The 24,875-nt window shown below is 64.4% G+C and carries 14 protein-coding genes; 8 read left to right on the forward strand and 6 right to left on the reverse strand.

Annotation, left to right across the window (positions count from 1 at the left end):
• Positions 1 to 342 precede the first annotated feature (342 nt).
• Complete coding sequence (locus M2D63_RS13935) at positions 343 to 3,990, forward strand: dermonecrotic toxin domain-containing protein (RefSeq protein WP_353050866.1); 3,648 nt, start codon at positions 343 to 345, stop codon at positions 3,988 to 3,990.
• Here M2D63_RS13935 and M2D63_RS13940 read toward each other — a convergent pair.
• Positions 3,980 to 6,220 (reverse strand): bifunctional diguanylate cyclase/phosphodiesterase, encoded by a 2,241-nt coding sequence (locus M2D63_RS13940; protein ID WP_285863509.1) that lies wholly within the window; start codon positions 6,218 to 6,220, stop codon positions 3,980 to 3,982. The genes M2D63_RS13935 and M2D63_RS13940 overlap by 11 nt on opposite strands.
• A 139-nt stretch (positions 6,221 to 6,359) precedes the next feature.
• Between M2D63_RS13940 and M2D63_RS13945 the strand changes: the two genes are divergently transcribed.
• From M2D63_RS13945 to M2D63_RS13955, 3 genes are all read left to right on the forward strand, one after another.
• Complete coding sequence (locus M2D63_RS13945; RefSeq protein ID WP_285863510.1) at positions 6,360 to 7,979, forward strand: NADP-dependent glyceraldehyde-3-phosphate dehydrogenase; 1,620 nt, start codon at positions 6,360 to 6,362, stop codon at positions 7,977 to 7,979.
• 108 nt (positions 7,980 to 8,087) lie between these two features.
• Entirely contained in the window at positions 8,088 to 8,552 is a 465-nt protein-coding gene (locus M2D63_RS13950; protein ID WP_285863511.1) for a VOC family protein, read from the forward strand.
• Between the two features lie 89 nt (positions 8,553 to 8,641).
• Positions 8,642 to 9,832: a hypothetical protein gene (locus M2D63_RS13955; RefSeq protein WP_285863512.1), complete on the forward strand. Its 1,191-nt coding sequence runs from the start codon at positions 8,642 to 8,644 to the stop codon at positions 9,830 to 9,832.
• Between the two features lie 481 nt (positions 9,833 to 10,313).
• On the opposite strand, the gene M2D63_RS13960 is transcribed toward M2D63_RS13955, so the two are convergent.
• The 5 genes from M2D63_RS13960 to M2D63_RS13980 form a co-directional block, all read right to left on the reverse strand.
• Entirely contained in the window at positions 10,314 to 11,741 is a 1,428-nt protein-coding gene (locus M2D63_RS13960; protein ID WP_285863513.1) for a sigma-54 dependent transcriptional regulator, read from the reverse strand.
• Positions 11,731 to 13,206: an ATP-binding protein gene (locus M2D63_RS13965; RefSeq protein WP_285863514.1), complete on the reverse strand. Its 1,476-nt coding sequence runs from the start codon at positions 13,204 to 13,206 to the stop codon at positions 11,731 to 11,733. The genes M2D63_RS13960 and M2D63_RS13965 overlap by 11 nt, the downstream gene beginning before the upstream one ends.
• Before the next feature lie 103 nt (positions 13,207 to 13,309).
• Positions 13,310 to 14,269 (reverse strand): SCO family protein, encoded by a 960-nt coding sequence (locus M2D63_RS13970; protein ID WP_285863523.1) that lies wholly within the window; start codon positions 14,267 to 14,269, stop codon positions 13,310 to 13,312.
• A gap of 36 nt (positions 14,270 to 14,305) precedes the next feature.
• Complete coding sequence (locus tag M2D63_RS13975) at positions 14,306 to 17,086, reverse strand: multicopper oxidase domain-containing protein (protein ID WP_285863515.1); 2,781 nt, start codon at positions 17,084 to 17,086, stop codon at positions 14,306 to 14,308.
• Positions 17,087 to 17,260: 174 nt separating this feature from the next.
• The gene (locus M2D63_RS13980) at positions 17,261 to 18,730 is read right to left on the reverse strand and encodes a HAMP domain-containing sensor histidine kinase (RefSeq protein ID WP_285863516.1); all 1,470 of its coding nucleotides are present in this window, start codon (positions 18,728 to 18,730) and stop codon (positions 17,261 to 17,263) included.
• 237 nt (positions 18,731 to 18,967) lie between these two features.
• Here M2D63_RS13980 and M2D63_RS13985 point away from each other — a divergent pair, with 237 nt between their 5' ends.
• The 4 genes from M2D63_RS13985 to M2D63_RS14000 are packed head-to-tail and all read left to right on the forward strand — an operon-like array spanning position 18,968 to position 24,545.
• The gene (locus M2D63_RS13985) at positions 18,968 to 20,314 is read left to right on the forward strand and encodes a hypothetical protein (protein WP_285863517.1); all 1,347 of its coding nucleotides are present in this window, start codon (positions 18,968 to 18,970) and stop codon (positions 20,312 to 20,314) included.
• Positions 20,315 to 20,349: 35 nt separating this feature from the next.
• Positions 20,350 to 22,581 carry an Ig-like domain-containing protein gene (locus M2D63_RS13990; RefSeq protein ID WP_285863518.1) on the forward strand — a complete coding sequence of 744 codons (2,232 nt, stop codon included), beginning with the start codon at positions 20,350 to 20,352 and terminating at the stop codon, positions 22,579 to 22,581.
• A gap of 17 nt (positions 22,582 to 22,598) precedes the next feature.
• The gene (locus tag M2D63_RS13995; RefSeq protein ID WP_285863519.1) at positions 22,599 to 23,072 is read left to right on the forward strand and encodes a curlin; all 474 of its coding nucleotides are present in this window, start codon (positions 22,599 to 22,601) and stop codon (positions 23,070 to 23,072) included.
• An 18-nt stretch (positions 23,073 to 23,090) separates the two neighbouring features.
• Positions 23,091 to 24,545 (forward strand): curlin, encoded by a 1,455-nt coding sequence (locus tag M2D63_RS14000; RefSeq protein ID WP_285863520.1) that lies wholly within the window; start codon positions 23,091 to 23,093, stop codon positions 24,543 to 24,545.
• The last annotated feature ends 330 nt before the right edge of the window (positions 24,546 to 24,875 follow it).

Raw genomic sequence — 24,875 nt, forward strand, 5'->3', positions numbered from 1 at the left:
AAGCCCCCCGGGCAGGGCAATGCAGTCGCCAAGCGGCGCCGGCGCTTTCAAACAAATGGGGTGGCAGGTAAGCCTGGAGCCCCGCCGGGCCGAGGCGCCCACCGCGCCAGCCCGACGCTTAGCCCTTGGCCGTAGCTGCACCACCCAGGTATCCAGCGCACCATTTCCATGAAATACCGTTCTACCTTGAAACTTATAGAGCTTCCGTTTTTGTAACGAAAAACCGCTGCCCTCCGCTTATTACACCCACTGACTCGATTTACTGCCGCTCCTTACCTATGTACTACCAAGCTCCAATCATCCGGGTTTCTCCTGTTGGCTCCCCAAAACAGGAATATCCTCATGCATACCCTCAGCCTCCCCAACCCACACCAATCCTTCCTCGAACAAAAACTCCCCACCTGGACCCACCACCTCTCCTCCTCCGACTGGCAACGCCTTCGCCAACCCCTACGAATCCCCTCAGAACGCCTGACCCAATCCCCAACAGGCACACCCCCACTCACCAGCCAAACCCAGTGGCAAACCGCCAACCACACCCTGGCAAACGCGCTTCACGGTCTCAAAAGCCCCCTCGATTTCGCCGAACCGCTGCTGCAATCACACCTGCAACACACCCACAACCTCACCTTGGACGTACGCCGCGCCCAACTCGTCGAATACGTGTCGATCTCGGCCCGCCGCCAACCACCCCGCCAGGTACAACGCAAACCGATCAGCCTGTTACAGGCCGCCCTGCACAACTTCCCTCTCGACCAGCCATTCGAACGCCCCAGCTTCATCCAGCCCGCACTCGCACCGCTGGACACACCCGACCCCACCCGGGCTGCAGCCTTGCGACCCCAGGACTTCGCCACGCTGTGCCGCGAACTGGACCTGGGCCAGGCCTATCAAGCCCACCTGGACCGCTACTTCACCGACGCCACCGGCCGCCTCTGGATCGACGCGACGCGGGCGCGCCTGCGGGTCGATATGCAGGTGGCACGCGGGGCCTCGCGGATCAGCGCGTCGCAACAAGAACAACTGCTGCTACTGGTCGATGGCATCACACCGAGGCTGCAGGTGCGCCAGCCGACCCTGTTCGGCATCCCCCTGCACGACATGCTGTTGCTCGACCACCCCGACCAGACGATCACGGCCTGGCTGCCGGGCGACAACCGCCTGCCCCTGACCGCCCATGCCAACTTGCAGGACCTTGCCGGGCAGTTGAAACAGCGCCTCTGCCTGGCCGACTTTCGCCGCTACTTCCTCGGTTTCGTCCCCCGCGACCAGCAGGCCCATGTGCTGAGCCTGTTGCGTTACCACCTGTCATTGCTCGACGCCGATGCCGACAGCGACTGGGTCCTGCCGCTGGATGCCGAGCTGCACCTGGGCGAGCAGCCGATCGAGGGTGATGTGTTCGCCTGGCTGTGGCAGCAGCATGGGCAACGGGTACGGGACGAAGCCCGGCAACTGGCGGTGCCCACGGCCGAGGCCGACGCCCGGCATCTGCAGGCCATTCGCAGCCTATGGGCAAATGGCGCGCTGGCCTTTCTCAATGCCGCGGCGTTTTTTATCCCGGGCCTGGGCGCGGTGATGATGGGTGTCACCGCCCTGCAACTGGCGGGCGAAGTCTTCGAAGGCATAGAATCCTGGCAGCAGGGCGATGTCGATACCGCCTTCGCCCACCTGGAGTCGGTGGCCCTGAATGCAGCGCTGATCGGTGGATTTGCCGTGGCCGGCACGGTGACGCCCAGGCTGTTCAACAGCCCGTTGATGGAGGGGCTGGTCAAGGTTCGGCGGGCCGATAGCCGTGAGCGTCTGTGGAAGCCCGACCCGGCCCCCTACAGGTCTACGCAGCCCTTGCCGCCGGGGCTGTCGACCAACGCGCTGGGGCAGTATGTGACGGGCGACAGGTACTTCATCAAGCTCGACGGAGCCGTGCATGAGCAGCGTTTCGATCCGCAGCTGCAGCAGTGGCGCCTGGTCCATCCCTACACCCCCAACGCCTACGAACCCGTGCTCGAACACAACGGCCAGGGCAGTTGGCGCCTTGAGCACGAGCAGCCCCTGACCTGGACCACCACACGCCTGCTGCGGCGCATCGGCCCGCTGTGCGAGGGGCTTGCAGACGCCGAGCTGGAGCAGGCGCGGCTGATCAGCGGCACTTCTGCCGACCAGTTGCGGCGCATGCAGGTGGACAACAGCGCCCCGCCCCCGCTGCTGGCCGACACGCTGGAGCGCCTGCAGGCCTTGCGCACGCTCAAGGCCCAGGGCCGCTCGATAGCGGATTTCGAAGCGGTGTATGACCCGCCCGGCGACAGCGACGCGCGTGTCGTCGAGCTACAGGCTCGCTACCCACGCCTGAGCCGTCCTCTGGCCCGGCGCCTGTTGCACGATCAACAAGCCCAGCAGGTCAATGACGCCCTGCCCCTAGTACGCGCCTTCGAAGGGCTGTACCTGCCGGCATTGCTCAACCAGGACAGTGAGCGCCTGATCTTCAAGGCGGTCGAGCAACTCCAGGACTGGCCTGCGCAACTGCGCATCGAACTGCGCGCTGGCAGTGCCGAGGGGCCGCTGCTGGCCCGGATCGGCAGCCTCAAGGCCCTGCAGCAGCAGGTGCTGGTCAAGTCGGCCGAAGGCTATCGCCATGCAGGGCAGGCCCAGGCCGGTGGCCTGTACCAGGCGCTGTTCGATGCCCTGCCCCAGGCCCGACGCCTGGCACTGGGCGACGCCCGGGCACTTGAGCAGCAGGTGCAAACCCTGGCGACGGCCCAGCGCCATCAGGTGGCCCGCTGGCTGTGGTCCCACCAGGCGTTCGAGTGGCCTGCACAGGGGCGCTTGCGTGGCGGTGTCGACCCGCTGCATGGCTACCCGCCCCAGAACGTTTCGCAGCATCCGCTGGCGGCACGCTATCGTCGTCTGTTCCCGATGCATTCGGACGAGCAGATGCTGTTCGACTTCAATGACTGGCGTCAGCACTGGCTCGACGCTGCCACCCGGTTGCGTGAGCTTGAGGACCAGTACCAGAGCCTGCGCACCTCACTGGAACAATGGCACGGCGGCCACCCGCCACGGCAGAAGGCGGCCAGGGCCATCCAGGACAGTTGGCAGCACACGAGCCTGCGCAACGTGGAGAATAACCAGGTGATCCATGCCCTCGATCTGACCAGTCTTGAGTTGAGCGATGCCGACCTTGCCGAGCTTCAATTGCCACCCGGTTTCGAGCATGTGCAGGAACTGGAGCTGACCGGCAACCCGGGCATCACCCGGCTGCCGCAGCACTGGTTGCCGCGCTTGCCGGCGCTGCGACGCCTGACCCTGATTGCCTGTCGCTTCGACCAGGTGCCCGAGGTGCCGGCACCTGAGCGCCTGCTGGCCCTGGACCTTGAACGCAATCGCATCACCTGGAACGCGCAGCAGCAAACGCGGCTCGATGGCTACCTGAACCTGGAGATCCTCGACCTGTCCGACAACCCGCTGATCGAGGCCCCGAACCTGGCCGCGCTGCGCCGGTTACAAAGCCTGGACCTTTCCGGTTGTTGCCTGACGCAATTGCCCGAGGCCTTGCGGGAGATCGAAGCCCCCTACTGGCTGAACCTGTCGAACAACCAGTTCACCCACCTGCCGGACGACCTGCAGTTGTCTGCCGAGGCCGCCAAAGTGCTGGATCTGGAAAGCGATGCCCTGGCCCCCCGGGTGTACGAACAGGTCGACGCCTATTACGACCAGTATCAGATCGACCTGCTGGTGCCCGACTTCGACTACGAGGAGCTGCTGCTGGAGACCACCGCCGAGCACTGGCAGATCTGGCAGCGCTTGCCACTGCAGTACCGGCGCGACCTGCGCGACTTGTTGCAGGCCGAGCCGTTCCTTCACCGGCCCGACTTTGGCCGTGAACAACTCTGGCACCAGCTTGAACGCCTGGACAGCGACATGCTGTTCCGGGCCGTAGCCTTGACCCGCCCGGCCCGCGAGTTGCTTACGCTGCAGATCACCGTCATCGGGTAGCGAGCACACCACTGCGTGCTTCACTCTCCAGCCAGCGCTCGAACTGATCGGCCGGCATCGGCCGGCCGATCACGTAACCCTGGCCCTGGTCGCAACCGGCGATACGCAAGAATTCATACTGCTCGCGGGTCTCGATCCCTTCGGCGGTGATGCGAAAACCCAGGGCATGGCCCAGGTCGATGATGGCGCGGATGATCGCCACGCCGTCGTCGTCGCCCGGCAGGTCCTTGATGAACGCCCGATCGATCTTCAGGTGATCGATCGGCAGCATCTTCAGGTAAGCCAGCGAAGAGTAACCGGTGCCGAAGTCGTCCACCGCGGTGGCCACGCCCAGTTGCTGCAACTGCGCCAGTACCTCGCAGGCCAGCTGTTGGCTTTCCATCAGCAGGCTTTCGGTGATTTCCACTTCCAGCAAGGTCGCCGGCAGGTCGTAGCGCTGGAGGGTGCGCGACAGGCTGGCGACATAGTCGCTGCGCTCGATCTGCAGGGCTGCGACGTTGATCGCCACAGGGCCGGGCAGGCAATCGACGGCGCGCCAGGCGGCGATCTGGGCGCAGGCCAGGTCCAGGACCTTTTCCCCCAGCGGGATGATCAGGCCGGTACGCTCGGCCAGGGGAATGAACTGCGCCGGCGACACCAGGCCGTGCTGCGGATCACGCCAGCGCAGCAGTGCCTCGGCGCCTTCGACGCGGCCGCTGAACAGGTCGATCTTGGGCTGGTACCAGAGCTCGAACTCGTTGTTCTTCAAAGCCCGGCGCAGGTTCATCTCCAGGCCCAGGCGTTCCTGCAGGCGCTGGGTCATGTCCGGGTGATACAAGCGCCAGGCGTTGCGCCCGCTCTCCTTGGCCGCGTACATGGCGGTGTCGGCATGGCGCAGCAGCCGGTCGGTGCCCTGGCCATGCTCCGGGTACCAGGCCAGGCCGATGCTGCCGGTGACCAGGGCGGCACTGCCCTTGAGGTCGAAGGGTTGCTGCAGGGTCGCCAGCAGGGCCTGGACCTGCTCCAGGCAGTCCGACTCGCTGCCTGCCAGCAAAAAAGCAAACTCGTCGCCGCCCAGGCGGCAGACGCAATCGCGCTTCTCGATAATCTGCATGAAGCGTGCCGTGGCCTGTTGCAGCAACAGGTCGCCCATGGGGTGGCCGAGGCTGTCGTTGACCTGCTTGAAGCCGTCGATATCCAGCATCAGCACGGCCAGGCGCGGCTCCCGCTCGATCGCTTCGAGCAGGTACTGGTTGAAGCGCAGGCGGTTGGGCAAGCCGGTAATCGCATCGTAATGGGCCAGGCGTTCGAGCTGGGCCTGGGATTGCTTGAGTTCGCGATTGCGTAATTTGATCAGGTGGTTGCTGCGGTTGAGCTGGGCGACGAATACGCTGAACAGGCCGGTGCAGGTCAGGGCGAACAGAAACAAGGGGGATGCGAACAGGCTCATCGACGGCCAGCCGCCCAGGGGGCTTGCCGCCAGTTGCCAGAGGCCGCCCGGCACATCGACATTGACCGTCACTGCGTGTTCATCGAAAACCTTGGGATCGCCCCAGATCATTCCGCCGGCCGAGCCCTGGCCGTTGCTGCCACGCAGGGCCAGTTCGAAACCCGGGTCCAGGTCCAGGCCGGCGGCGCTGAGCAGGCGGTCGATGTCGGCGACGATGGAGACATTGCCCCAGTACAGCTTCACGCCCTTGTGGCCCTTGAGGAACACCGGCCGCCGGTAGATCAGCCCGCGCCCGCCCTGGTACAGCTGCACGGGGCCTGCCAGCACCGGACTGAAGTGTTCGCGGGCACGCTGGACCATGGGGTACTGGTCGGGCAGGTGGCGGTAGTCGACGCCGATCACGCCCTGGTTACCCTTGAGCGGATAGACATCGGCGATCACATCCCCCGGGGCCAGGGAAATATGGCGAATATGCGGGACCGAGGCGATGGCCTGGCGGGCCATGTCATGAAAGTGCTCGGGGCTGATATCGCCGTCGGCGCTGAGCAACTGGGCGATCCCCTCGGTTTCGCCGAAGGCCGAGCGCAACTGGGCCTCCAGGGCGGCACGCACCCCGGACAGCCGCGCGCCGGCATTGGCGACCAGTTCGCTTTCCTGGCGTTGCACATCCAGGCGGCCGAGCGCCACCGACAGGCCGATGCCGATCAGCGCAAAGCCGATCGGCAGCAGGCGGTTGAGGGTGGTGCGCAAGGTGTCCGGCAGAATCAGGCTGTCATCAAGTGCGAGGATTCTTGTGTTCATGGGTCCGTTGTTCGCATCCAGTTAACGCTTTATCGGCGTTGCGCGCGCAATGTTGAGCGAGGCTGGCTTTTTTTGCCGGGCTGGCGTTATGCTCCGACTGAAACGTTTCACCCATCACAGAAAAAGAGGTGCTGCGCCCATGGACCGTCTGCTCGATTCGCTGTTTCCCACCGCCAACGAGATCCCTGAAGCCTATCGCCTGGGCGAGCCGCTGGTGCAACGCGAGTACCTGGTCGATGGCCAGTTGCAACGCTGGGACGGGCCACTGGCCACGGTACGCAGCCCGGTCTGGCTCAAGGAGGACGGAGAGGAACGCCAGGTGATCCTCGGTAGCGCCCCGCTGCTCGATGCCGACACCGCCCTCACCGCCCTGGACGCCGCCGTGCACGCCTACGACAAGGGCCGCGGCGCCTGGCCGACGATGCGCGTGGCCGAGCGCATCCAGCATGTGGAAACCTTCCTGGGCAAGATGCGCGAGCAGCGTGAGGCGGTGGTCAAGCTGCTGATGTGGGAAATCGGCAAGAACCTCAAGGACTCGGAGAAAGAGTTCGACCGCACCTGCGACTACATCGTCGACACCATCAATGCCCTCAAGGAACTGGACCGGCGCTCCAGCCGCTTCGAGCTGGAGCAGGACACTCTTGGCCAGATCCGCCGCGCACCATTGGGCGTGGCGCTGTGCATGGGCCCCTACAACTACCCGCTGAACGAGACTTTCACCACCCTGATCCCGGCGCTGATCATGGGCAACACCGTGGTGTTCAAGCCGGCCAAGTTCGGCGTGCTGCTGATTCGCCCGTTGCTCGAAGCCTTCCGCGACAGCTTTCCGGCCGGGGTGATCAACGTCATCTACGGGCGCGGGCGCGAAACGGTCAGCGCCCTGATGGCCAGCGGCAAGGTCGATGTGTTCGCCTTCATCGGCACCAACAAGGCCGCCAGCGACCTGAAAAAACTCCACCCGCGCCCGCACCGCCTGCGTGCGGCGCTGGGCCTGGATGCCAAGAACCCGGGGATCGTGCTGCCCGAGGTCGACCTGGAAAACGCGGTCAACGAATCGGTCACCGGCGCCCTGTCGTTCAACGGCCAGCGCTGCACGGCGCTGAAGATCCTCTTCGTCCACGAGGATGTGGTCGCAAGCTTCCTCGATAAATTCCAGCGCAAGCTGGCCGCGCTCAAGCCGGGCATGCCCTGGGAGCCGGGCGTGGCCCTGACGCCGCTGCCCGAAGCGGGCAAGATCGACTACCTGGGCGGCCTGGTGGCCGATGCCGTGGCCAAGGGCGCCAGGGTCATCAACGAAGGCGGCGGCCAGAGCCGTGGCTCGTTTTTCTACCCGGCCCTGCTGTACCCGGTGAATGCGCAGATGCGCGTCTACCAGGAAGAACAGTTCGGCCCGGTGGTGCCGGTGGTGCCCTACCGCGACCTGCAAACTGTCATCGACTATGTGCTGGATTCGGACTTCGGCCAGCAACTGAGCATCTTCGGCACCAACCCGGCCGAGGTCGGACGCCTGGTCGACACCTTCGCCAACCAGGTCGGGCGCATCAACCTCAACGCCCAGTGCCAGCGCGGCCCGGACACCTACCCCTTCAACGGGCGCAAGAACTCCGCCGAAGGCACCCTGTCGGTACACGATGCCTTGCGCGTGTTCTCGATCCGCACCCTGGTGGCGACCAAGTTCCAGGACAGCAACAAGCAGCTGATCAGCGACATCATCCGTAATCGCGATTCGAGCTTCCTTACAACCGATTACATCTTCTGACTGCCGTCCGTCCAGCGCCGTGAATTTTTGATTTGCCGAATTGCCAAAACTGTACAAACATACAGTTTCGCGCCATTCACTCGCGGCGCGCTAAGGAGGATTCATAAAATGGCCGTCAAACCTATCCCCGAAGGACAACACAGCATCACCCCCTACCTCGGCATCAAGGATGCCGCCAAAGCCATCGACTTCTACAAGGCCGCTTTCGGCGCGGTCGAGATGTTCCGCCTCGACGGCCCCGACGGGCGCGTGGGCCATGCGGAGCTGAAGATCGGTGATTCCTCGCTGATGCTGGCCGACCCGTGCGACCAGGCCGGCGGGCTGGTCAGCAGCCAGTCGCTGGGCGGCGCCGCCATCGGCCTGCACCTGTATGTCGAGGATGTCGATGCGCGCTACGCCCAGGCCATCAAGGCCGGTGCCACCCAGATCAGTGAGGTGAAGGACCAGTTCTACGGCGACCGCAGCGGCACCCTGAAGGACCCGTTCGGCAACCTGTGGTTCGTCTCCACCCACAAGGAAGACCTGACCGTGGAAGAAATCCGCGCCCGCGCCGCCAAGCTGTTCGCAGGCTAGCCACAAGCGCTAAGCTGCAAGCTGCAAGCAAGCGCTCTATGGCTTGCAGCTTGAAGCTTGCCGCTTGCCGCTCGCCCCTAAGGACACTCATGCGAATCATCGAAAAGAACGCAGCGCTGGTACGTACCCTCACCCCCGCCGAAGACGAGCTGCTGCACGGCTTTGCCCAGGGCAGCCTGGAAGGCCCCCGCCTTTTGCAGGCCAACCAGCTGCTGCTCAGGGTCCGGGCCGCCGGGCACTGGCTGGCGTGCGATTGCCAGCCGCGGGCGATGCCGATCCTCAACGTCAACCTCAATGGCAACACCGGTACCCTGTTCCTGAAGAACAACCCGGGCACTGCCGAACATGCTCCGGACTGCGACTTCATCAAGGACGAGCGCGACCCGGGCCGTCAGGAGGACGCCGACGTACTGCCGGCAGCCTGGTTGCCGCCGGACATGCCGTTGCGCCTGATCGGCGACTTCCGCCGCCCTGGCGCCGAAGGCGAAGCAGGCAGTGCTGCTGGCGAGCGGCATGAACAGCAGCGCCTGCTGTCATTGCTGCTGACCCTGATCGAAGCCGGCGGCCTGAACGTCTACGCCACGCACCTGAAAAAGGACCTGACCGGGCAGTTCGCCGAACTGCGCAACGTCGCCAGCCGTTACCCGCTGATCGAGCGGGTGCCGGCCAGCAACTACCTGGAAACCCGCCTGGACATGAAGCACATGATGATGCTCAAGGCCCGGCTGCGTGACTCCAGCGCCTTTGGCAACCATCGCCGCTACGGTCTGCTGCTCGACTGCGTCAGCCAGATCAAGGCGCGCAAGCTGTTCAACGAGCGCAGCGAGGACGGTTTCGACTTCCAGGGCCACCACTTGCTGTGGGGCGGCAGCAAGACCCCGGGGCCGCTGCTGGCCCTGACGATCTACTCGCCGACCAGTGCCGGCAGCCACTACTACGAGCTGATCCACGTCGCCAGCGTGCCGGTGCTGTCCCGTGGGCAGTTGTTTCCGGTGTACCGCGACGAAGAGCGCGAGCCGTTGAAGATGCTGATCTCGCTGATCGACTGGATGGCCGGCAAGGGCGTGCGGGTGATCATGCGCCGGCCGGTGATCGGTGGCCAGGGCATGGGCGCACTGGTGCTCAGCGCCGACCAGGACCGGGTGCTGTCGGTGTCGCTTACCGACCAGCCGCTGGGGCCGGAGCCCGAGGGCGAGACGTTCAAGCGCTATGCCGACTTCAAGAGCCTGGACACCTTCCGCAAGTACGTCGCCGGCTTCTTCATGCGCGGGCGCGAATAACCGCTGCCACCTTTGCGACTGCAGGCTCCCACAGGTTCAACCACACCCACCTGTGGGAGCTGCCGCCAGGCTGCGATCGGGCGCGAAGCGGCCGCAAAACCTGCCACCGCCGAACACCTGACTCACCGAGGCGACTGGATTGCGACTGCTGCGCAGTCGATCGCAGGCTTCGCCAGCTCCCACAGGTTCCACCACACCCACCTGTGGGAGCTGCCGCCAGGCTGCGATCGGGCGCGAAGCGGCCGCAAAAACCTGCCACCGCCGAACACCTGACTCACCGAGGCGACTGGATTGCGACTGCTGCGCAGTCGATCGCAGGCTTCGCCAGCTCCCACAGATTCCACCACACCCACCTGTGGGAGCTGCCGCCAGGCGATCAAGTCAGTTGCCCCAGGGGTTCAATTGCACACACCCGTAGGAGCGGGCTTGCCCCGCGATTGCAGTGTGTCAGTCACATTGCAATCGCGGGACAAGCCCGCTCCTACCACTGCCGCTTGTCTGGCCGGGTCAGGCCCAGTTTTTCAATTCGGTAGCGCAGCATGTCGCGGCTCAAGCCGAGCAACCGCGCCGATTTGGTGACGTTCCAGTCGGTACGGTCAAGCATCTTGCGCACCATGTCTCGCTCCACTTCCGGCAAGCTGGTGGTCGCCATGCCCTCGCCATTGACGTGGCTTTCGTGCGGTACCGCAACCGGCACCTCGAAAGGTTCGTCCACCAGGCTCATGCAGACATTGAGCTGGTGCGGGGAAATTTCCTCGCTGGAGGCAAGCAACACGGTCTGCTCCAGCATGTTGCGCAGCTCACGGACGTTCCCCGGCCAGCTGTAGTTGAGCATCAGCTCTTCAGCCTCGGGACTGAAATACAGGTGCGACTTGCCGTAACGCTTGCCATGCAAGGCCAGGAAGTGCCGGGCCAGCAGCAGGATGTCCTCGCCGCGGGCATAGAGCCTGGGCACCTTGATCGAGATGATGCGCAGGCGGAAGAACAGATCGCGGCGGAACTTGCCCTGTTGCACCATCTGCTCCAGGTTGCAATTGGTGGCGCTGATGATGCGCAAGTCGACCTTGCGCTCCTTGACCGCGCCGATGCGCCGTATGGTCCGGTCTTCGAGCAACTTCAGCAGCTTGGCCTGCAGCAACAGGTCCATCTCGCCGATTTCGTCGAGGAACAGGGTGCCGCCATCGGCGGCCTCGACCAGCCCCACGCGGCGGTCCTTGGCATCGGTGAAAGCACCCTTCTCATGACCGAACAGCTCGGCTTCGAGCAGGTTGGCCGGGATCGAGGCGCAGTTGAATTCGATGAACGGCCCCTTGCTGCGCGCACCGTCAAAATGCAGGGCGCGGGCCACCAGTTCCTTGCCGGTACCGGTCTCCCCTTCCACCAGCACCGGCGGCAGGTCGCCGCTGGCCATGCGCTGCTCGGCGTCGAGCAACTGCTTGAGGGTGTGCTTGAGCCCGAGCATGGCCGGCGACTCGCCAATCAATGCCTGGCACCCGGATTTCTGTGCCTCGCGCTCCTGGTAGAAGGTCAGCGTACGCTCCAGGCGTTCGGTGGCCAGGGCCTTGTCCAGCATCAGTTTGAGCTCGGCCAGCACCACCGGTTTGGTCAGGTAGTGGAAAGCGCCCTCTTTCATCGCCAGCACGGCGTCTTCGACGTTGCCGTAGCCGGTCATCATGATCACCTTGAGCTCTGGTGCTCGCGCCGTCAGGGCCTTGATCAGCTCATGGCCGCTCATGCCCGGCAACGAGTTGTCGGTCAGTACCGCATCCGGCTGGCATTGCTGAAGTTGCTCCAGGGCCTGCTCGGCGCTATTACAGACGGTGACCTCGAAGCCCTTTCGCTCCAGATAGGTCTGAATATTCTCAGCGAGGATTTCGTCATCCTCGACCACCAGGATGCTATGTTCCATGGTCCCCTCCCGTTGCAATCTTGAAAGTCAGACATACACGGGTTCCTTCCTCGATGCGGCTAGTGAGGCTGACGGCGCCGCCGAAACGTTCCATGATCCGTTTTACCAGCACCAGGCCGACCCCTAGGCCGCCCTGTTTGGTGGTGAAGAATGGTTTGAACACCATCCGCTCCTGCTGCTGGCTCATGCCTTTGCCAGTATCACTCAAGGTCAGCTGAAACTGGCGCTCGCTGGTCAGTTCGATCACTTCAATGGTCAACCGACCGCCGCCCGGCATCGCTTCCAGGGCGTTGGAGAACAAACTGTTGAGAATCTGTGTCAGCAACACCGGCTGGCTGACGACCAGCGCCTGTTCCGGCGCGCTGACCTGCAGTTCTATCTTGTTGCGTTCGATCTGCTGGGCAAAGGCGTGGCAGGTGTCATCGATGGCCGCCCGCAGCTCGACCGCTTCGGCATCATCCTTGAGCGGTCGCAGCGACACCAGCAGCTCACGCACCCAGCGCGACATGCGGTCGACCTGGCTGATGATGTCGCCAATATTCTTCTGCGAGTGCTCACTGGCGATCTCCTGGGCCAGCTCGGCACTGGAGCGGATATTGGCCAGCGGGTTGCGCAGGCTGTGGGCCACCGCCGACGACATCTCGCCCAGGGCCACGAAGGTCTCGCTGGCCACCAGTTGCGTCTGCTGGGTCTGCAGCATGCTGGCGGCGCGGCGCACGATCCAGAACAGGCCGAAGTAGACCAGTGCGCCACCGAGCAGGGTCGAGGTCCAGATCAGCACGTAACCGCGCTGGATGCGCCGCACCAGGTCGCGGGGCTCCTTGTACACCTCGACCATCGACAGCACCTTGGTGCCGCTGTCATCGAACATGGGGATGTAGTTTTCGATGAACAGGTACTCGGGCTCGCGCTGGAATTTCTGCTCTTCGCGGTCTTCGTTGGCCTTGTGGTAACTGGCCGAGACCGGCACCCGCGAATTGAACGACTCGTCCAGGTCATCGTCACCGACGATCTTCTGCCCGACCAGGGCCGGGTTGGTGGACCAGACGATGGTCCGGTCCAGGGCATAGACATTGCTCAGCAGGGTGTCGGGCAGGTGTTCGACATGATCGAGGAATTCGATGCGGGTGGAGGCCGCCAGGTCTGCGCTGACGTAAGGGTGCTCGTGGTCCTGGCGCGGGTCGAGCAGCTCGGCCATGGTGGTGCCCGGCGGGATGCGCGAATGGCGCACCTCGGCCTTGGCCATGGCCTGGATGAACTGGGCGGTGAGCATGGCATCGCGCTCGACGCTGTCGTTGACCACGAACTGCGTCGAGACATAGCCCAGCCCCACCGCCACCGAGGCAATGAACAACAGGCTGACCAGGGAGAACCAGCGCAACAAGTTGAATTCGCGCAAGGTGCGGTCCGGTGCTGCCTGGGTACTGCTGCCCTCATCGGCCAACTTCGGGTTCAGCTCCTGCATCGATTTTCCTTGCGAGCTGTTTTCTTTGAATTTATAGCCCAGCCTGGATCCATCGTCGTACATGAATATTAATGGTCAACCACAGAGTGATAGTATTTTGCCTCTACTGTGTTTCGCGAGCCCCGTCAGGCGTGGCTTTCGCCTGTTCCAACGCGCCCTGGCGGACACTTTCCTGCTCAAGGAACTCCAGCAGGGCGTCGACATTTTCCTCGCTCAAGCGCAGGTTCGGCATGGCGATCCGGTCGTACTGCTGGAACAGCGCCAGCGCCTGGGCGTCACGTTCGGCCAGCATCCGGTCCGGCTCGCGGATCCAGCGGCTCAGCCAGGCCCGCTGACGGCGCCCGGTGACGCCCAGCAGGTCTGGCCCCACGGCGCGCATGCCGAGGCCCTGGCCATCCTCCGGCCCCAGGCTGTGGCAGGCCGCGCAGCGGGTACGGAACAACTCCTCGCCATTGCTCGGCGGACGGATCTCCGGTGCCTGGGCATAGCTCTGCTCGGTGCTGGGCTGCTTCCAGTTGTGCAGGCTGTTGGCCAGCTGGTCGGCCAGTATCCACGGGTTTTCGAAGGGTGAAGCCTTCATCCAGCGCCCGGTGGCCTGGTTGCCGACGATCAGGCTGAGGTTGTGGTCGCGGCTGCGACCGTTGTCGACGCCCTCGATGAACAGCCCCAGACGCCGGCGCAAGGCGTCGATCTGCGCCTTGTCGCCGGTGAGAAAACGCCAGCCCGGGCCCACCTTGAACTTTGCCGCATAGGCCTTGAGGACCTCGGGGGTATCGCTGAGCGGATCGATGCTGATCGAGTAGAAGAACACATCCTGCCCCACCCGCTCGCCGAGCAGTTGCTGGACCTGGCGCAAGCGCGCCGTCTCCAGCGGGCAGGAATCGCCACAGCCGGTGAAGATGAAGTTGATCACCACCACCTTGTCCTTGATCAGGTCATCGAAGAAGCGCACCGAACGGCCATCCTGGTCGATCAGCTCGGTGTTGGGGAAAAAGTCCGCCCCCCAGGGGGTGGCCTCCTCGGCCACCCCTTGCAGCGCCCAACACAGCAACAGCGCAGCCATCCACAGCGAAAACCGCTCCATGATCCTCTCCTTCGGCTAGTTGCCGACCTTGACTTGCGGCCCCTTGCCATCGCCCGAGCGGAAGGTGGGCAGTGCTGCGGAGTTGACGTACTGGACCCCGTCCCAGCTGGGCAACGGCGTGGGCATCAGTTGCAACTGGCCGGGATGCTCCAGGTCCCAGCGCAGCAGCATCGAGTTGTCCTCGTGCTGGGTGTTGTGGCAGTGCTCCATGTAGGTCCCGGCAAATTCGCGGAAGTTGATCGCCACTTCGACGTTGTCCAGGCCATCGTCCTCGGTGCCGATTCGGTACACATCCTTGCGTGCCCACTTCTCCCACTCCGGCGGTGCCTTGCCACCACGGCTGAGGATGATGCCCTCCTCGAAGTGCACATGCACCGGATGGCTCCAGCCATTGCCGCCGTTCTGGATCTTCCAGATTTCCAGGGTGCCGATGCCGCTGGTGCCGGCATCGGTCGGCCCGCTTGCCAACTGTGTCGCGGCACTCAGGCGCCGCGGGTCCATGGTGAAGCCCAGGCTGCCATCGGTCTTGACCGTCCAGGGCGCCTGGTCGGTGCCGTCGGAGCGGCCGAAGATGAAGGTGCGGTGCCGGGCGTTGGCCAGCAGAGCCTGGTCAGCCGGATTGTCACGGTGCAGCTTGAGCGGGATCATCACCTTGCCTTCGGCCTTGCCCGGCTTGGCCGGCTCGTAGTCCGCCGGGTCCATGGCCAGGTCCTGGCCGCTGTAGGCCTTGACGTTGAACTGCAGCACCTTGCCCACCGCCGGATCGCCCCGGTCCCACTGCGGGCCCTTGCTGGTCTGCTTGAGCACCGCCAGGTACTTCTCGGACAGCACATCGGCCAGCTCGATGTCTTCTTTCGGGCCCTTGCCGGTTTCGTGGGCCTTGAGATTGACCAGGAACAGCTTGTCCCCGGGTTTGATGCCGTTCTTCGCGAAGTTGACGATGATGTCGTAGCGTTCGGCGATGCCCTGGGTAGGCAGGATGGCGTTGTGATCCTTGCGGTCGCCGTCGCCATCGAGATCCATGCTGCCGTCGAACGGCACCGAATGCTCCATGATGTTGCCGTCGTTGGCGATCATGTGGAACGGCACCCGCGCATACGACAGTCCCGAGCCCTTGGGCCCCGGGAATTCGCCGCCACTGCCCTTGATCTCGCGGACCATGGCCAGCTTGAAGAAGCGCGACACCGAGCCATTGAGGATGCGCAGGCGATAGCTGCGGGCGCGCACGTCGAGGAACGGCTTGTACTGCCAGTTGACCAGCACCTGGTCGCCGAGGAAGCCGTCGGTGTTGAACGGGTTGAACCACAGCTGGCCGTTGGCCCCCCAGGCCTTGTCGGCGATCAGCAGGTTGACGTCATAGTCGCGGTTGCCCCACGACAGCGCCGAACCGCTGGGAAAGCGCAGGTTCACTCCATCCTGGAAGGCCTCGTTGCCGCGGTCCAGGGCGCTGTAGTAGTTCATCATCGCCGCGTTGCCCTTGTAGACGTTCTGCGCGGTGAAATCGAGCATATGGTCGTGGAACCAGTGGGTGCTCATGGTCTCGCGCCAGTCGCCACGGATGCGGATGCTGCCGTTGTCGCAGGTTTTCAGCCCGGGGTTGGCATCGTTGACCCACAGGGTTTCGCCCGGCGTGCAGGGAAAGGCGGCACGCGGGTCTTCGGCGCGGGTGTTGATGCTGTCGTAGCCGGCCAGTTGCAGCGGCCAGCGGTAGTCGTAGTACTGCCCCGGAAAGAAGAAGGCGTTGGCATAGCCGTCGCTTTCGGCCGGCGAGTGACCGTTGTGCTCGTGGGTGCTGATGGTGTGCAGGCCAAACCCCTGGTTGGCCGCAGGATCGATCGGCAGGGCGTTGTAATGGCGCATCAACAGCGGCTGGCCGTAGCGCACCATCAGCAGCTTGGCCGGCAAGGTGCCATCGAAGGTCCACAGCGCCTTGTGGTTCTGCAGCGGCATGTTGGGGTGGAAACGGGTATCGACCCCCTTGGTCGTGCCCTGGGTATAGGCCTGCCCTGCGGTGTTGTAATACAGCCCGCCGGGGCCGAACTCGCCGACGCTGTAGTGGTGCATCTGGTCGGCGTCACGCAGGCCGCCATTGATCCGCGCACCGGCCTGGGCGGTCTTGTACGCCGCCTGCGGGTAGAACTCGTTCCAGCGCTGATGCGACCAGCCCTTTCCTGGCGGACGGCCTTCGGCGGGTGCATAGACGTAGCGGTTGAGGAACTGCTGGATCTGCGCCTGCCAGGGGTTGCGGTCGACCGTATTGGAGAACTGGCTGGGGAACGGCGTCAGGCCCGGCTGCTTGAGAAAGGCATCGAGCAACTGGCCGTTGGGGGCGCTACGGGCGACGCTGACCGGGTCCTGCTGCGGTGCCGGGCCGGTGCTCGGTGCCGGAAACATCAACTGCCATGCCGGCGTGTTCGGGTCCAGGCGGGTCGGCCCGAATTCTTCGAACAGCAGCAACTGCTGGGTGAACGGCAAGGCGCCGAACAAGGGGCTCGGTGCGCCATTGGTGGGGTAGTTGAACGACGTCTGCAAGGCAGGCGGACGCTCGTTCTCCTGGCGCGGGGTGTTGCGATCACCCTCGCCCTCGGCGGTATCGTATGCGCCGATGTTGGCTTCTGGCAGCAGCAACAGATTCTGCAGCGCCGCGTTCGGATCCGCCGGTAGATCAGCGTAGGTCGACGGATCTCCCGGGTCCGGCTGGCCAACGTCGTCAACGGGGCTGGCAGGCGCTTCGGCCGCCAGCAGTAATGCCAGAGCTGCGCTCAGGCAATGGGGGTAGTGCACTCGCTTGGCCATGATGTCTCACCCAGGTTTTACTGACGGGTGATATCGATTTGCAACTAACTGGCCAAAAGTGTTTCAAAATGTGTATCTGTTATTAATCAATGTATTAGCCTGGATTTCGCTGCACGGGGGAGCGAAGACAGTGGGGCTTATCCCCCCAGAGTCGGGTCAAAAACGGTGGGGAATTCACTGGGCAGCCGGCAAGCGCGCCACACGAAAGTTCAGTTGCACGGTGGTGCCCTCACCTTCCTGGCTGCTCAGGCGCACCGATCCGCCAAAGCGCTCCATGATGCGCTTGACCAGCACCAGGCCAACCCCCAGCCCGCCTTGCTTGGTGGTGTAGAACGGCTTGAGGGCCATGCGCAACTGCGCCTCGGTCATGCCCTTGCCGCTGTCGCGCACCCGCAGGACCACGGTCTTGCGCCCCTTCATCAGCTGCTCCACGCGCAGCGTCCCGCCCTCGGCCATGGCCTCCAGGGCGTTGGCGATCAGGCTGTTGAAAATCTGCCCGAGCAGCGCCGGCTGGCTGAGCACCCGCACATCGGCCAGGGTACCCACCTGCACCTCGATGCCCTGGCGCCGCAACTGCAGGGTGAAGGCCTGCAGGCTGTCCTTGAGCACCGGTTCGATCTCCACCGCTTCGACCTCGTCGTTGAGTGGGCGCAATGACTGCAGCAACTGGCGTACCCAATGCGACATGCGGTCGACCTGGCTGATGATGTCGCCGATGTTCTTCTGCGCCGGGCCCTCTTCGATTTCCTGGGCCAGCTCGGCACTGGAGCGAATGCTGGCCAATGGGTTGCGCAAACTGTGGGCCACCGCCGAGGACATCTCGCCCAGGGCGACAAAGGTCTCGTTGTTGATCAGGCGCTTCTGCTGCACCGCCATTTGCCGGTTGGCCCGGTACATCAACCAGTACAGGCCGCCGTAGATCAGCGCCGCGCCCAATGCCACCGCCAGCCAGATCAGCACCAGGCCGCGCTCGATGCGCAGGATCAGGTCGCGGGGTTCCTTGTAGATCTCGACCATGGCCGTGACGTTCTCGCCATCGGCATCGAACAGCGGGATGTAGTTCTCGATGAACAGCTGTTCGGGTGGGGTGATGAACTTCTGTTCGCTGCGTGCCTGGTCGACGTTGTGGTAACTGGCCGAGACACCGACCTTGTCCTCGAAGGCACGCTCGAGGTCTTCGTCGGCCTCGATCATCTTGCCCACCAGCGCCGGATTGCTCGACCAGATCACCATGCGGTCCGGGGCATAGATGTTGGCCAGGAGCGTGTCCGGCAGGTTGGCGATGTGATCGAGGAACTCGCCACGGGCGCTGCGCCGGGCCTGGGGGTCGACGTCGGGAAAGCTCTGGTCCATGCGTGGGTCGAGCAACTCGCCCATGGTCCGCACATTGGGGATGGACACATGACGCACTTCGGCCGAGGCGATGGCCTGGATGAACTGGGCCGTGAGCAGCGCATCGCGCTCGACGCTCTGGCTGATCACGAAGCGGCTGGAGATCAGCCCCAGGCCCACGGCCACCGACAGGATGATCGCCAGGCTGACGAAAGCATACCAGCGCAGCAGGTTGAAGGGTCGTTTGCCCGTGCCCGCTGCAGCATTGGCGGCAGGTTGGGACGGTGAGTCCAGGCGTGACTGCAGATCCATCGCGAACTCCCGGCAGATGACTCTTAAGGTTATAGACCAGTTACCTGTGATTGCCCCTGCGCTCCCCCCAATCGCCCCCAACCCTGGGTCATCGGCCCCGCGCCGTTCACCCTGCCCTGCCTCCTGTTTTTCTCTACAGGCCAGGCAGTACAAGGCTTTGCCGAAACTGGTATGGAAGTTGCCAACCTTTGAGCAGACGACCCAAGTCCATGGGCCCGATTGCGAGAGGGAAGACTCATGCACCGTCCAACGCCCCACCCACTGGCTTTGCTGATCCTGGCCGGCCTTATCCAGGCACCAGCCCAAGCCGCACTGTTCGACGTTGACCCCGGCCCTTACACGCCGGCAACAGGCGGTTTCGCCGCCTGGTACCAGGATACCCATGGCAGGGTACTCGACCTGTGTCTGTCCAAGGCCGTCAGTTCGCGGGTCGCCGGTGCCCCCGGCGCGCCTTCGTACATGTGCGTCCTCAACCCGGCACCCGGGGTGTTCGACGACACCCTGCCGATCAGTTTCCCCACCAACTACCCCGACGAGACCTTCTGGTTCACCGCTGACGCGGCGCTCGTCGATGCCGCCCGCGGTATCGACTTGAGCTACGGCTCGGCCATCGAGGCGGCCTTCGCCGCCGAAGACGTGCACGACGGCGACCAGGTCAGTTTTGCCCGGGTGCGGATCCGTGTCGATGTGCCCACCGCCGGCACCTACATCATCACCCACCCTTACGGGGTCGAGGTGTTCGATGTGCCCGCCGCCGGTGGACGCGCGATCAACATGACCCGCGACATCGGCATCGGCTCGCCGAAAACCTACACCGGCGCCCTCAAGGGCGATGTCGGCCCGTTCCTGCGTGGCGTCGGTGGGCCCTACACCGAAACCAACCCGGAGACCGGTGCCAGCGAAATCTACATCGGCGACCCGAACCTCAACGAAGCCGTCACCGGCAGTCCGTTCAACACCAACTTCGTGCGCATCGAAGGCCCCAACGGCCTGGACCTGCGCACCGAGCTGTTCGCGATCTCCGGCAAGCTCTCGAACGTCGTCCGGCCTACGCCAATCATCGCCCAGCGCAGCACCTACTCGCGCCACAGCGAGGACGGCGACCTGCGCGCCCAGCAGGATGTCTTCGTGCAGGCGCCGCCACCACCGGGCACCGCCACCCTGATCAGCCAGACCCCGACCCTGAGCCTGAGCGAGGCCGACAGCACCGGCGCCTGGTACGGCCAGTCGGCGCTCAACCCGGCCTTGCCGCAGAACCTGCAGGTGACCGCCGACAACCAGTTGGCGATCCCCAGCAGCACCCCGACCACCCTGAGCCTGCCACTGACCGATCTGGTGGTGATCCAGCGCGCCGAGTTCAGCCTGAACTCCGGGCAGCTGACCCTGGTCGCCTCCACCAGTGATGAAACCAGCCCTCCGGGACTCGTCGCCACCACCGGCAACGGCGCCACCATCGGCACCTTGAGCGGTGACGGTGCGGTCAAGACGCTCAGTACCGGGCTCTCGCCGATCCCGCCGGCGAAGGTCACGGTGACCAGCGCCAATGGCGGTACCGACACTGAAGAAGTGGTGCTTGTGCCATGAACATCATCTCGCCACGTTCCGTAGCAGGAGGCACCATGAACAACTGGCCACGCCTGGCGCTATGCGCAGCCGGGCTCTCCCTCTCGCTGGCCGGCACTGCCTGGGCCGGCCTCAAGGCGGTCGATCCCGGCCCCTACACCCTGGCCACCGGGCGTTACCCGATGTGGTACCAGGACAACGACGACCTGTCACTCGAGCTGTGCCAGTCGCGCGCTGCGAGCTCGCGGGTGCCGGTCTCGGTGCCGCCAGCCTACATGTGTACGCTGCTGCCCGAGCCAGGCATCTACGACGATGCCTTGCCCCTGGTATTCCCCGACAACTGGCCACCGGAGATGTTCTGGTACCTGGCGGAAACCTCGATTCCGGCGGTGGGCAACAGCGGCTATGAAATGGACGTCTATGTCGCCGGCATCGAAGCGGCCTTCGCCGCCGAGAACCCGGTCGATGGCGACCAGCAGAGCTTTGCCCGTATCCGTATCCGCGTCTCGGTACCCCAGGCCGGTACCTACGTCATTACCCACCCCTATGGCGTAGAGACCGTCAACGTCACTACCCCCGGACGGCGGGCGATCAACATTACCCGCGACGTCGGCATCGGTGCACCAGGCGACTTCAGCGGCGCGCTCAAGGGTGCGCTCGGGCCATTCCTGCGCGGCGCCGGCGGGCCCTACAAGGAGGTCAACCCCGACACCTCGACCATCGAAACCTTCATTGGCGACCCGAACATTACCGAACCGGTCATCGGCAGCCCGTTCAATACCAACTTCGTGAAAATCGAGGGCCCGGCCGGGACCATCCAGACCAACCTGTTCACCGTCTCCGGCAAAGTCCTCGACCAGCGCACCCAGGTGGCCGCCGAGCTGCAACGCGCCAGCTACCGGCGCACCGCCGAAGGCACCCGTGTGGAGGTGTTCGCCAAGGCACCGAATACGGCCACCCTGTGCTTCCGTGAAACCCTGGCCCTGGTGCCTGGCACCCCGCCTTCGCCTTGCCAGTTCAACCTGCTGGCCGACAACAGCGGCCTGTTCTTCGCCCATCACCTGAGCAGTGCCGCGCCGCCACCGGTGGTCGTGGTCACCGCCACCGACCCGAGCGGCGTCAATCGCCCCACCGCGCTGTCGAGCAAGCTCAGCGACGTGGTCAAGGTCACCACTGCACGCTACGACTGGGCCAACAAGCGCCTGCGCATCGAGGCCAGTTCCAGTGACGAAGTGCAGGTGCCCGACCTGGTCGCCCAGGGCTATGGCCGCCTGTCCAAGTCCGGCACCCTGCAAACCCTGACCGTCAACGACCTGCAACAGCCACCGGCCACCGTGACCATCAAGTCGGCAGCCGGCGGCAGCGACACCGAGGCAGTCGTGGTGGTCGGCAACGCGCCGGTCGAGGCCGAGAACCAGCCACCGGTGACCCAGGCCGACGTCGGTAGCACCAGCTCCGGCGTGCCGCTGACCATGAACCTGCTGACCAACGACAGCGACCCGGACGGTGATGTGCCACTGAGCATCACCGACCTGACCCAGCCGGCTACCGGCCAGGGCACTGTCGCCCTCAGCGGCAGCACCGCCGTGGTCTACACCACGCCGGCGACTGTCACCGCGCCGATGACCACCACCTTCACCTACCGGGCCCAGGACAAGAAAGGGCTGAAGTCGGAAGTGACCACAGTGACCGTCAACGTCGCACCCAACCAGCCGCCTACCGTGGTCAACGACACGGCGGCAACCCTGGGCGTGACCTTGCCGATCAACGTGCTGCTCAACGACAGCGATCCGGAAGGTAACACGCCGCTGGCCGTTGCCAGCGTCGGCCAACCCGCCACCGGACGCGGTACGGTCACCACCGATGGCACCCAGGTCATCTACACCCCACCGGCCACCATCACGGCAGCCTTCACCGCCACCTTCACCTACATCGCCCGGGATAGCCTCGGCGCCCTCTCGGCACCGGCCACGGTGAACGTGCAGGTGTCGCCACGGCCGGCAGCGGAGACCTTCGCAGTGACCGCCGCCACCGTCACGGCGCGCTCCAACAACCGCTTCAACTGGGACATCTCGGGCACCTCCTCGGTGACCACCGGCAACACCGTCACCGTGCAGGTCACCACCCCGAACGGGCTGGTCACCCTGGGCAGTACCGCGGTGCCGCTGACCGGACGCTGGCGCCTGGCGGTGAGCAACAGCACCACGGTGATTCCGACCGCGGCGCCTACGGCCACCATCCGTACTAGCCAGGGCACTGTCCGCACCGTGCCGGTCAACGTGCAGTAACCCGAGGAGAAACGACCATGGCGCGCCTGACCACCCTGCTGCTGTGCCTGACCCTGATCGGTCAGGCCGCCCTGGCCGACGATTTGATGGATAACGCCGACATCGGCCCCGGCGGCGACCTGGGCGAGCCGCTGTCCATGCAGCCACTGCCGGCCAGCGCCGGGCAGCAGGCGCTGATCGGACAGGACGGCCAGTCCAACCGCGCCGCCATCGGCCAGGACGGCCAGGCCCTGCTGGGCCGCATCGTCCAGGAAGGTGGCGCACAGGAGGCGTACATCCTGCAGCAAGGCAACGACCTGATGGCGACCATCAACCAACAGGGGTATGGCAACAACGCATCGATCACCCAGAGCGGCAGCAACAACCGTGCGCAGATCGAGCAGTACGGAAACAGCAACAGCGCCAGCATCGCCCAGTCCGGCTCGGGGCTTTCCAGCTCCGTGGTCCAGGCCGGCAACGGCCAGCGCGTGCAAGTCAATCAATACCGATAGTTACCTGGAGGCACCACCATGTTCAAGCTCGCTCCCTTAAGCGCCGCAATTGTCCTGGCCGTTGCCGGCCAGGTCATGGCCGATGACAGCCTGTCGACCCAGAGCCAATCCGGCACCGAGAACATCGCCGAGGTCAAGCAAACCGCAGCGCCGTACAGCACTGCCACCCAGAACCAGTACGGCGAGGGCAACAACCACGCCATCAAGCAGGAAGGCGGCGACAGCCCGATCTGGCAGGATGCTGCCGGCGACTACAACGCCGGTTACGCCGAGCAACTGTACGAGACCGGTAGCCAGATCCACCAGAACCAGACCGGCGCCCTCAACGTCGCCCATGCCAGCCAGTCCCTGGGCACCGAAAACAACGCCCAGCAGACCCAGCAAGGCACCGGCAACTTCTCGTTCGTCTACCAGGATTCGCAGATCGGCAACCAGGCCACGACCCTGCAGTACGGCAATGACAACCGGGCGTACGTCGAACAACTGTTCAGTGGCGGCACCAACTCGGCCACCAGCGTCCAGACCGGTAACAACAACTACAGCGCCGCCGAGCACATCAACCACAACAACGGCCAGATCGGCATCTACCAGGTCGGCGACGACAACTGGGCCTACGGCGACCAGCGCGAGGGCCAGGGCGGTACCGTGAACATCTCCCAGAACGGTACCGGCAACTCCACCGAGGTCTGGCAGGACACCCAGCTTGGCGCCCAAGCGTCGATCACCCAATATGGCCAGACCAACGAAACCATCGTCGACCAGAGCTTCGGTGACGGCAACATCGCCAGCGTGCTCCAGGTCGGCAGCCTCAACGCCCTCTACGCCGATCAGTTCGAGTCGCTGCAGTCGACCACCACCCTGGTCCAGAGCGGCCAGAACAACCTCAGCTTCACCTACCAGAACGGCGACAACCATGTGCTCTCGGTGACCTCCACCGGTACCGGCAACCAGGTGTTGGCCAGCAACTGGAAAGGCGAGAAATCCGGTGGCCAGTTCGGCAGCGGCCAGCGCGCCGAGATCAACCAGAACGGCACCGGCAACAGCGCCAACCTGACCCAGAATGACGCGAACCAACTGGCCCGGTTGAACCAGAACGGCTACACCAACACCGCCGAAGTGACCCAGTCCGACAGCAACAACGAGCTGTACTTCGAGCAGAACGGCAGCGACAACCTGCTGATCGCCGCCCAGCGCGGTACCGACAACTACGCCACCGGCTCCAGCACCGGTTCCACCAACAGTATCCTGCTCGACCAGTCCGGCAGCGGCAACCAGAGCTACACCTGGCAGCTGTACGGCGACAACAACAAAGCCACCATCACCCAGACCGATGGGGTCAATGGTGCCAACGTCGCCTACGTGACCCAGGGTGGTTCCTACAACCAGGCCGTCGTCGACCAGAGCGGCGCGAACATGAACGCCACCGTCCAGCAGTTTGGCAATGGCAACCAGGCGTCCGTCCTGCAGCAGTAGCAGGACGGCTATGCCGTCCATCGCAGGCTTCGCCAGCTCCCACAAGGCACTGCAATGTCCCCTGTGGGAGCTGGCGAAGCCTGCGATGGCTCACCCAGCAACCGCAGTTCTCCTTCGTTTCCCGCTTGACCGCAACTACCGATGGGGGTGGTTGCGGTCTTTTTTTGTGGCTCTTCACGGCATCCTGGGGACTATGTTTCTAAGGCTTGGGTGTTGTGGTGGCGAGCTTATCCATCTCATGCAGCGCCGCTGCCGGCCCCTTCCGCCTTTACGGCGGGTCCCTTTTGTCTTGGCAAAAGGAACCAAAACCGCTCGCTCCTGCATCCGGCC

The sequence above is a fragment of the Pseudomonas sp. BJa5 genome, assembly GCF_030272875.2.
GTDB lineage: Bacteria > Pseudomonadota > Gammaproteobacteria > Pseudomonadales > Pseudomonadaceae > Aquipseudomonas.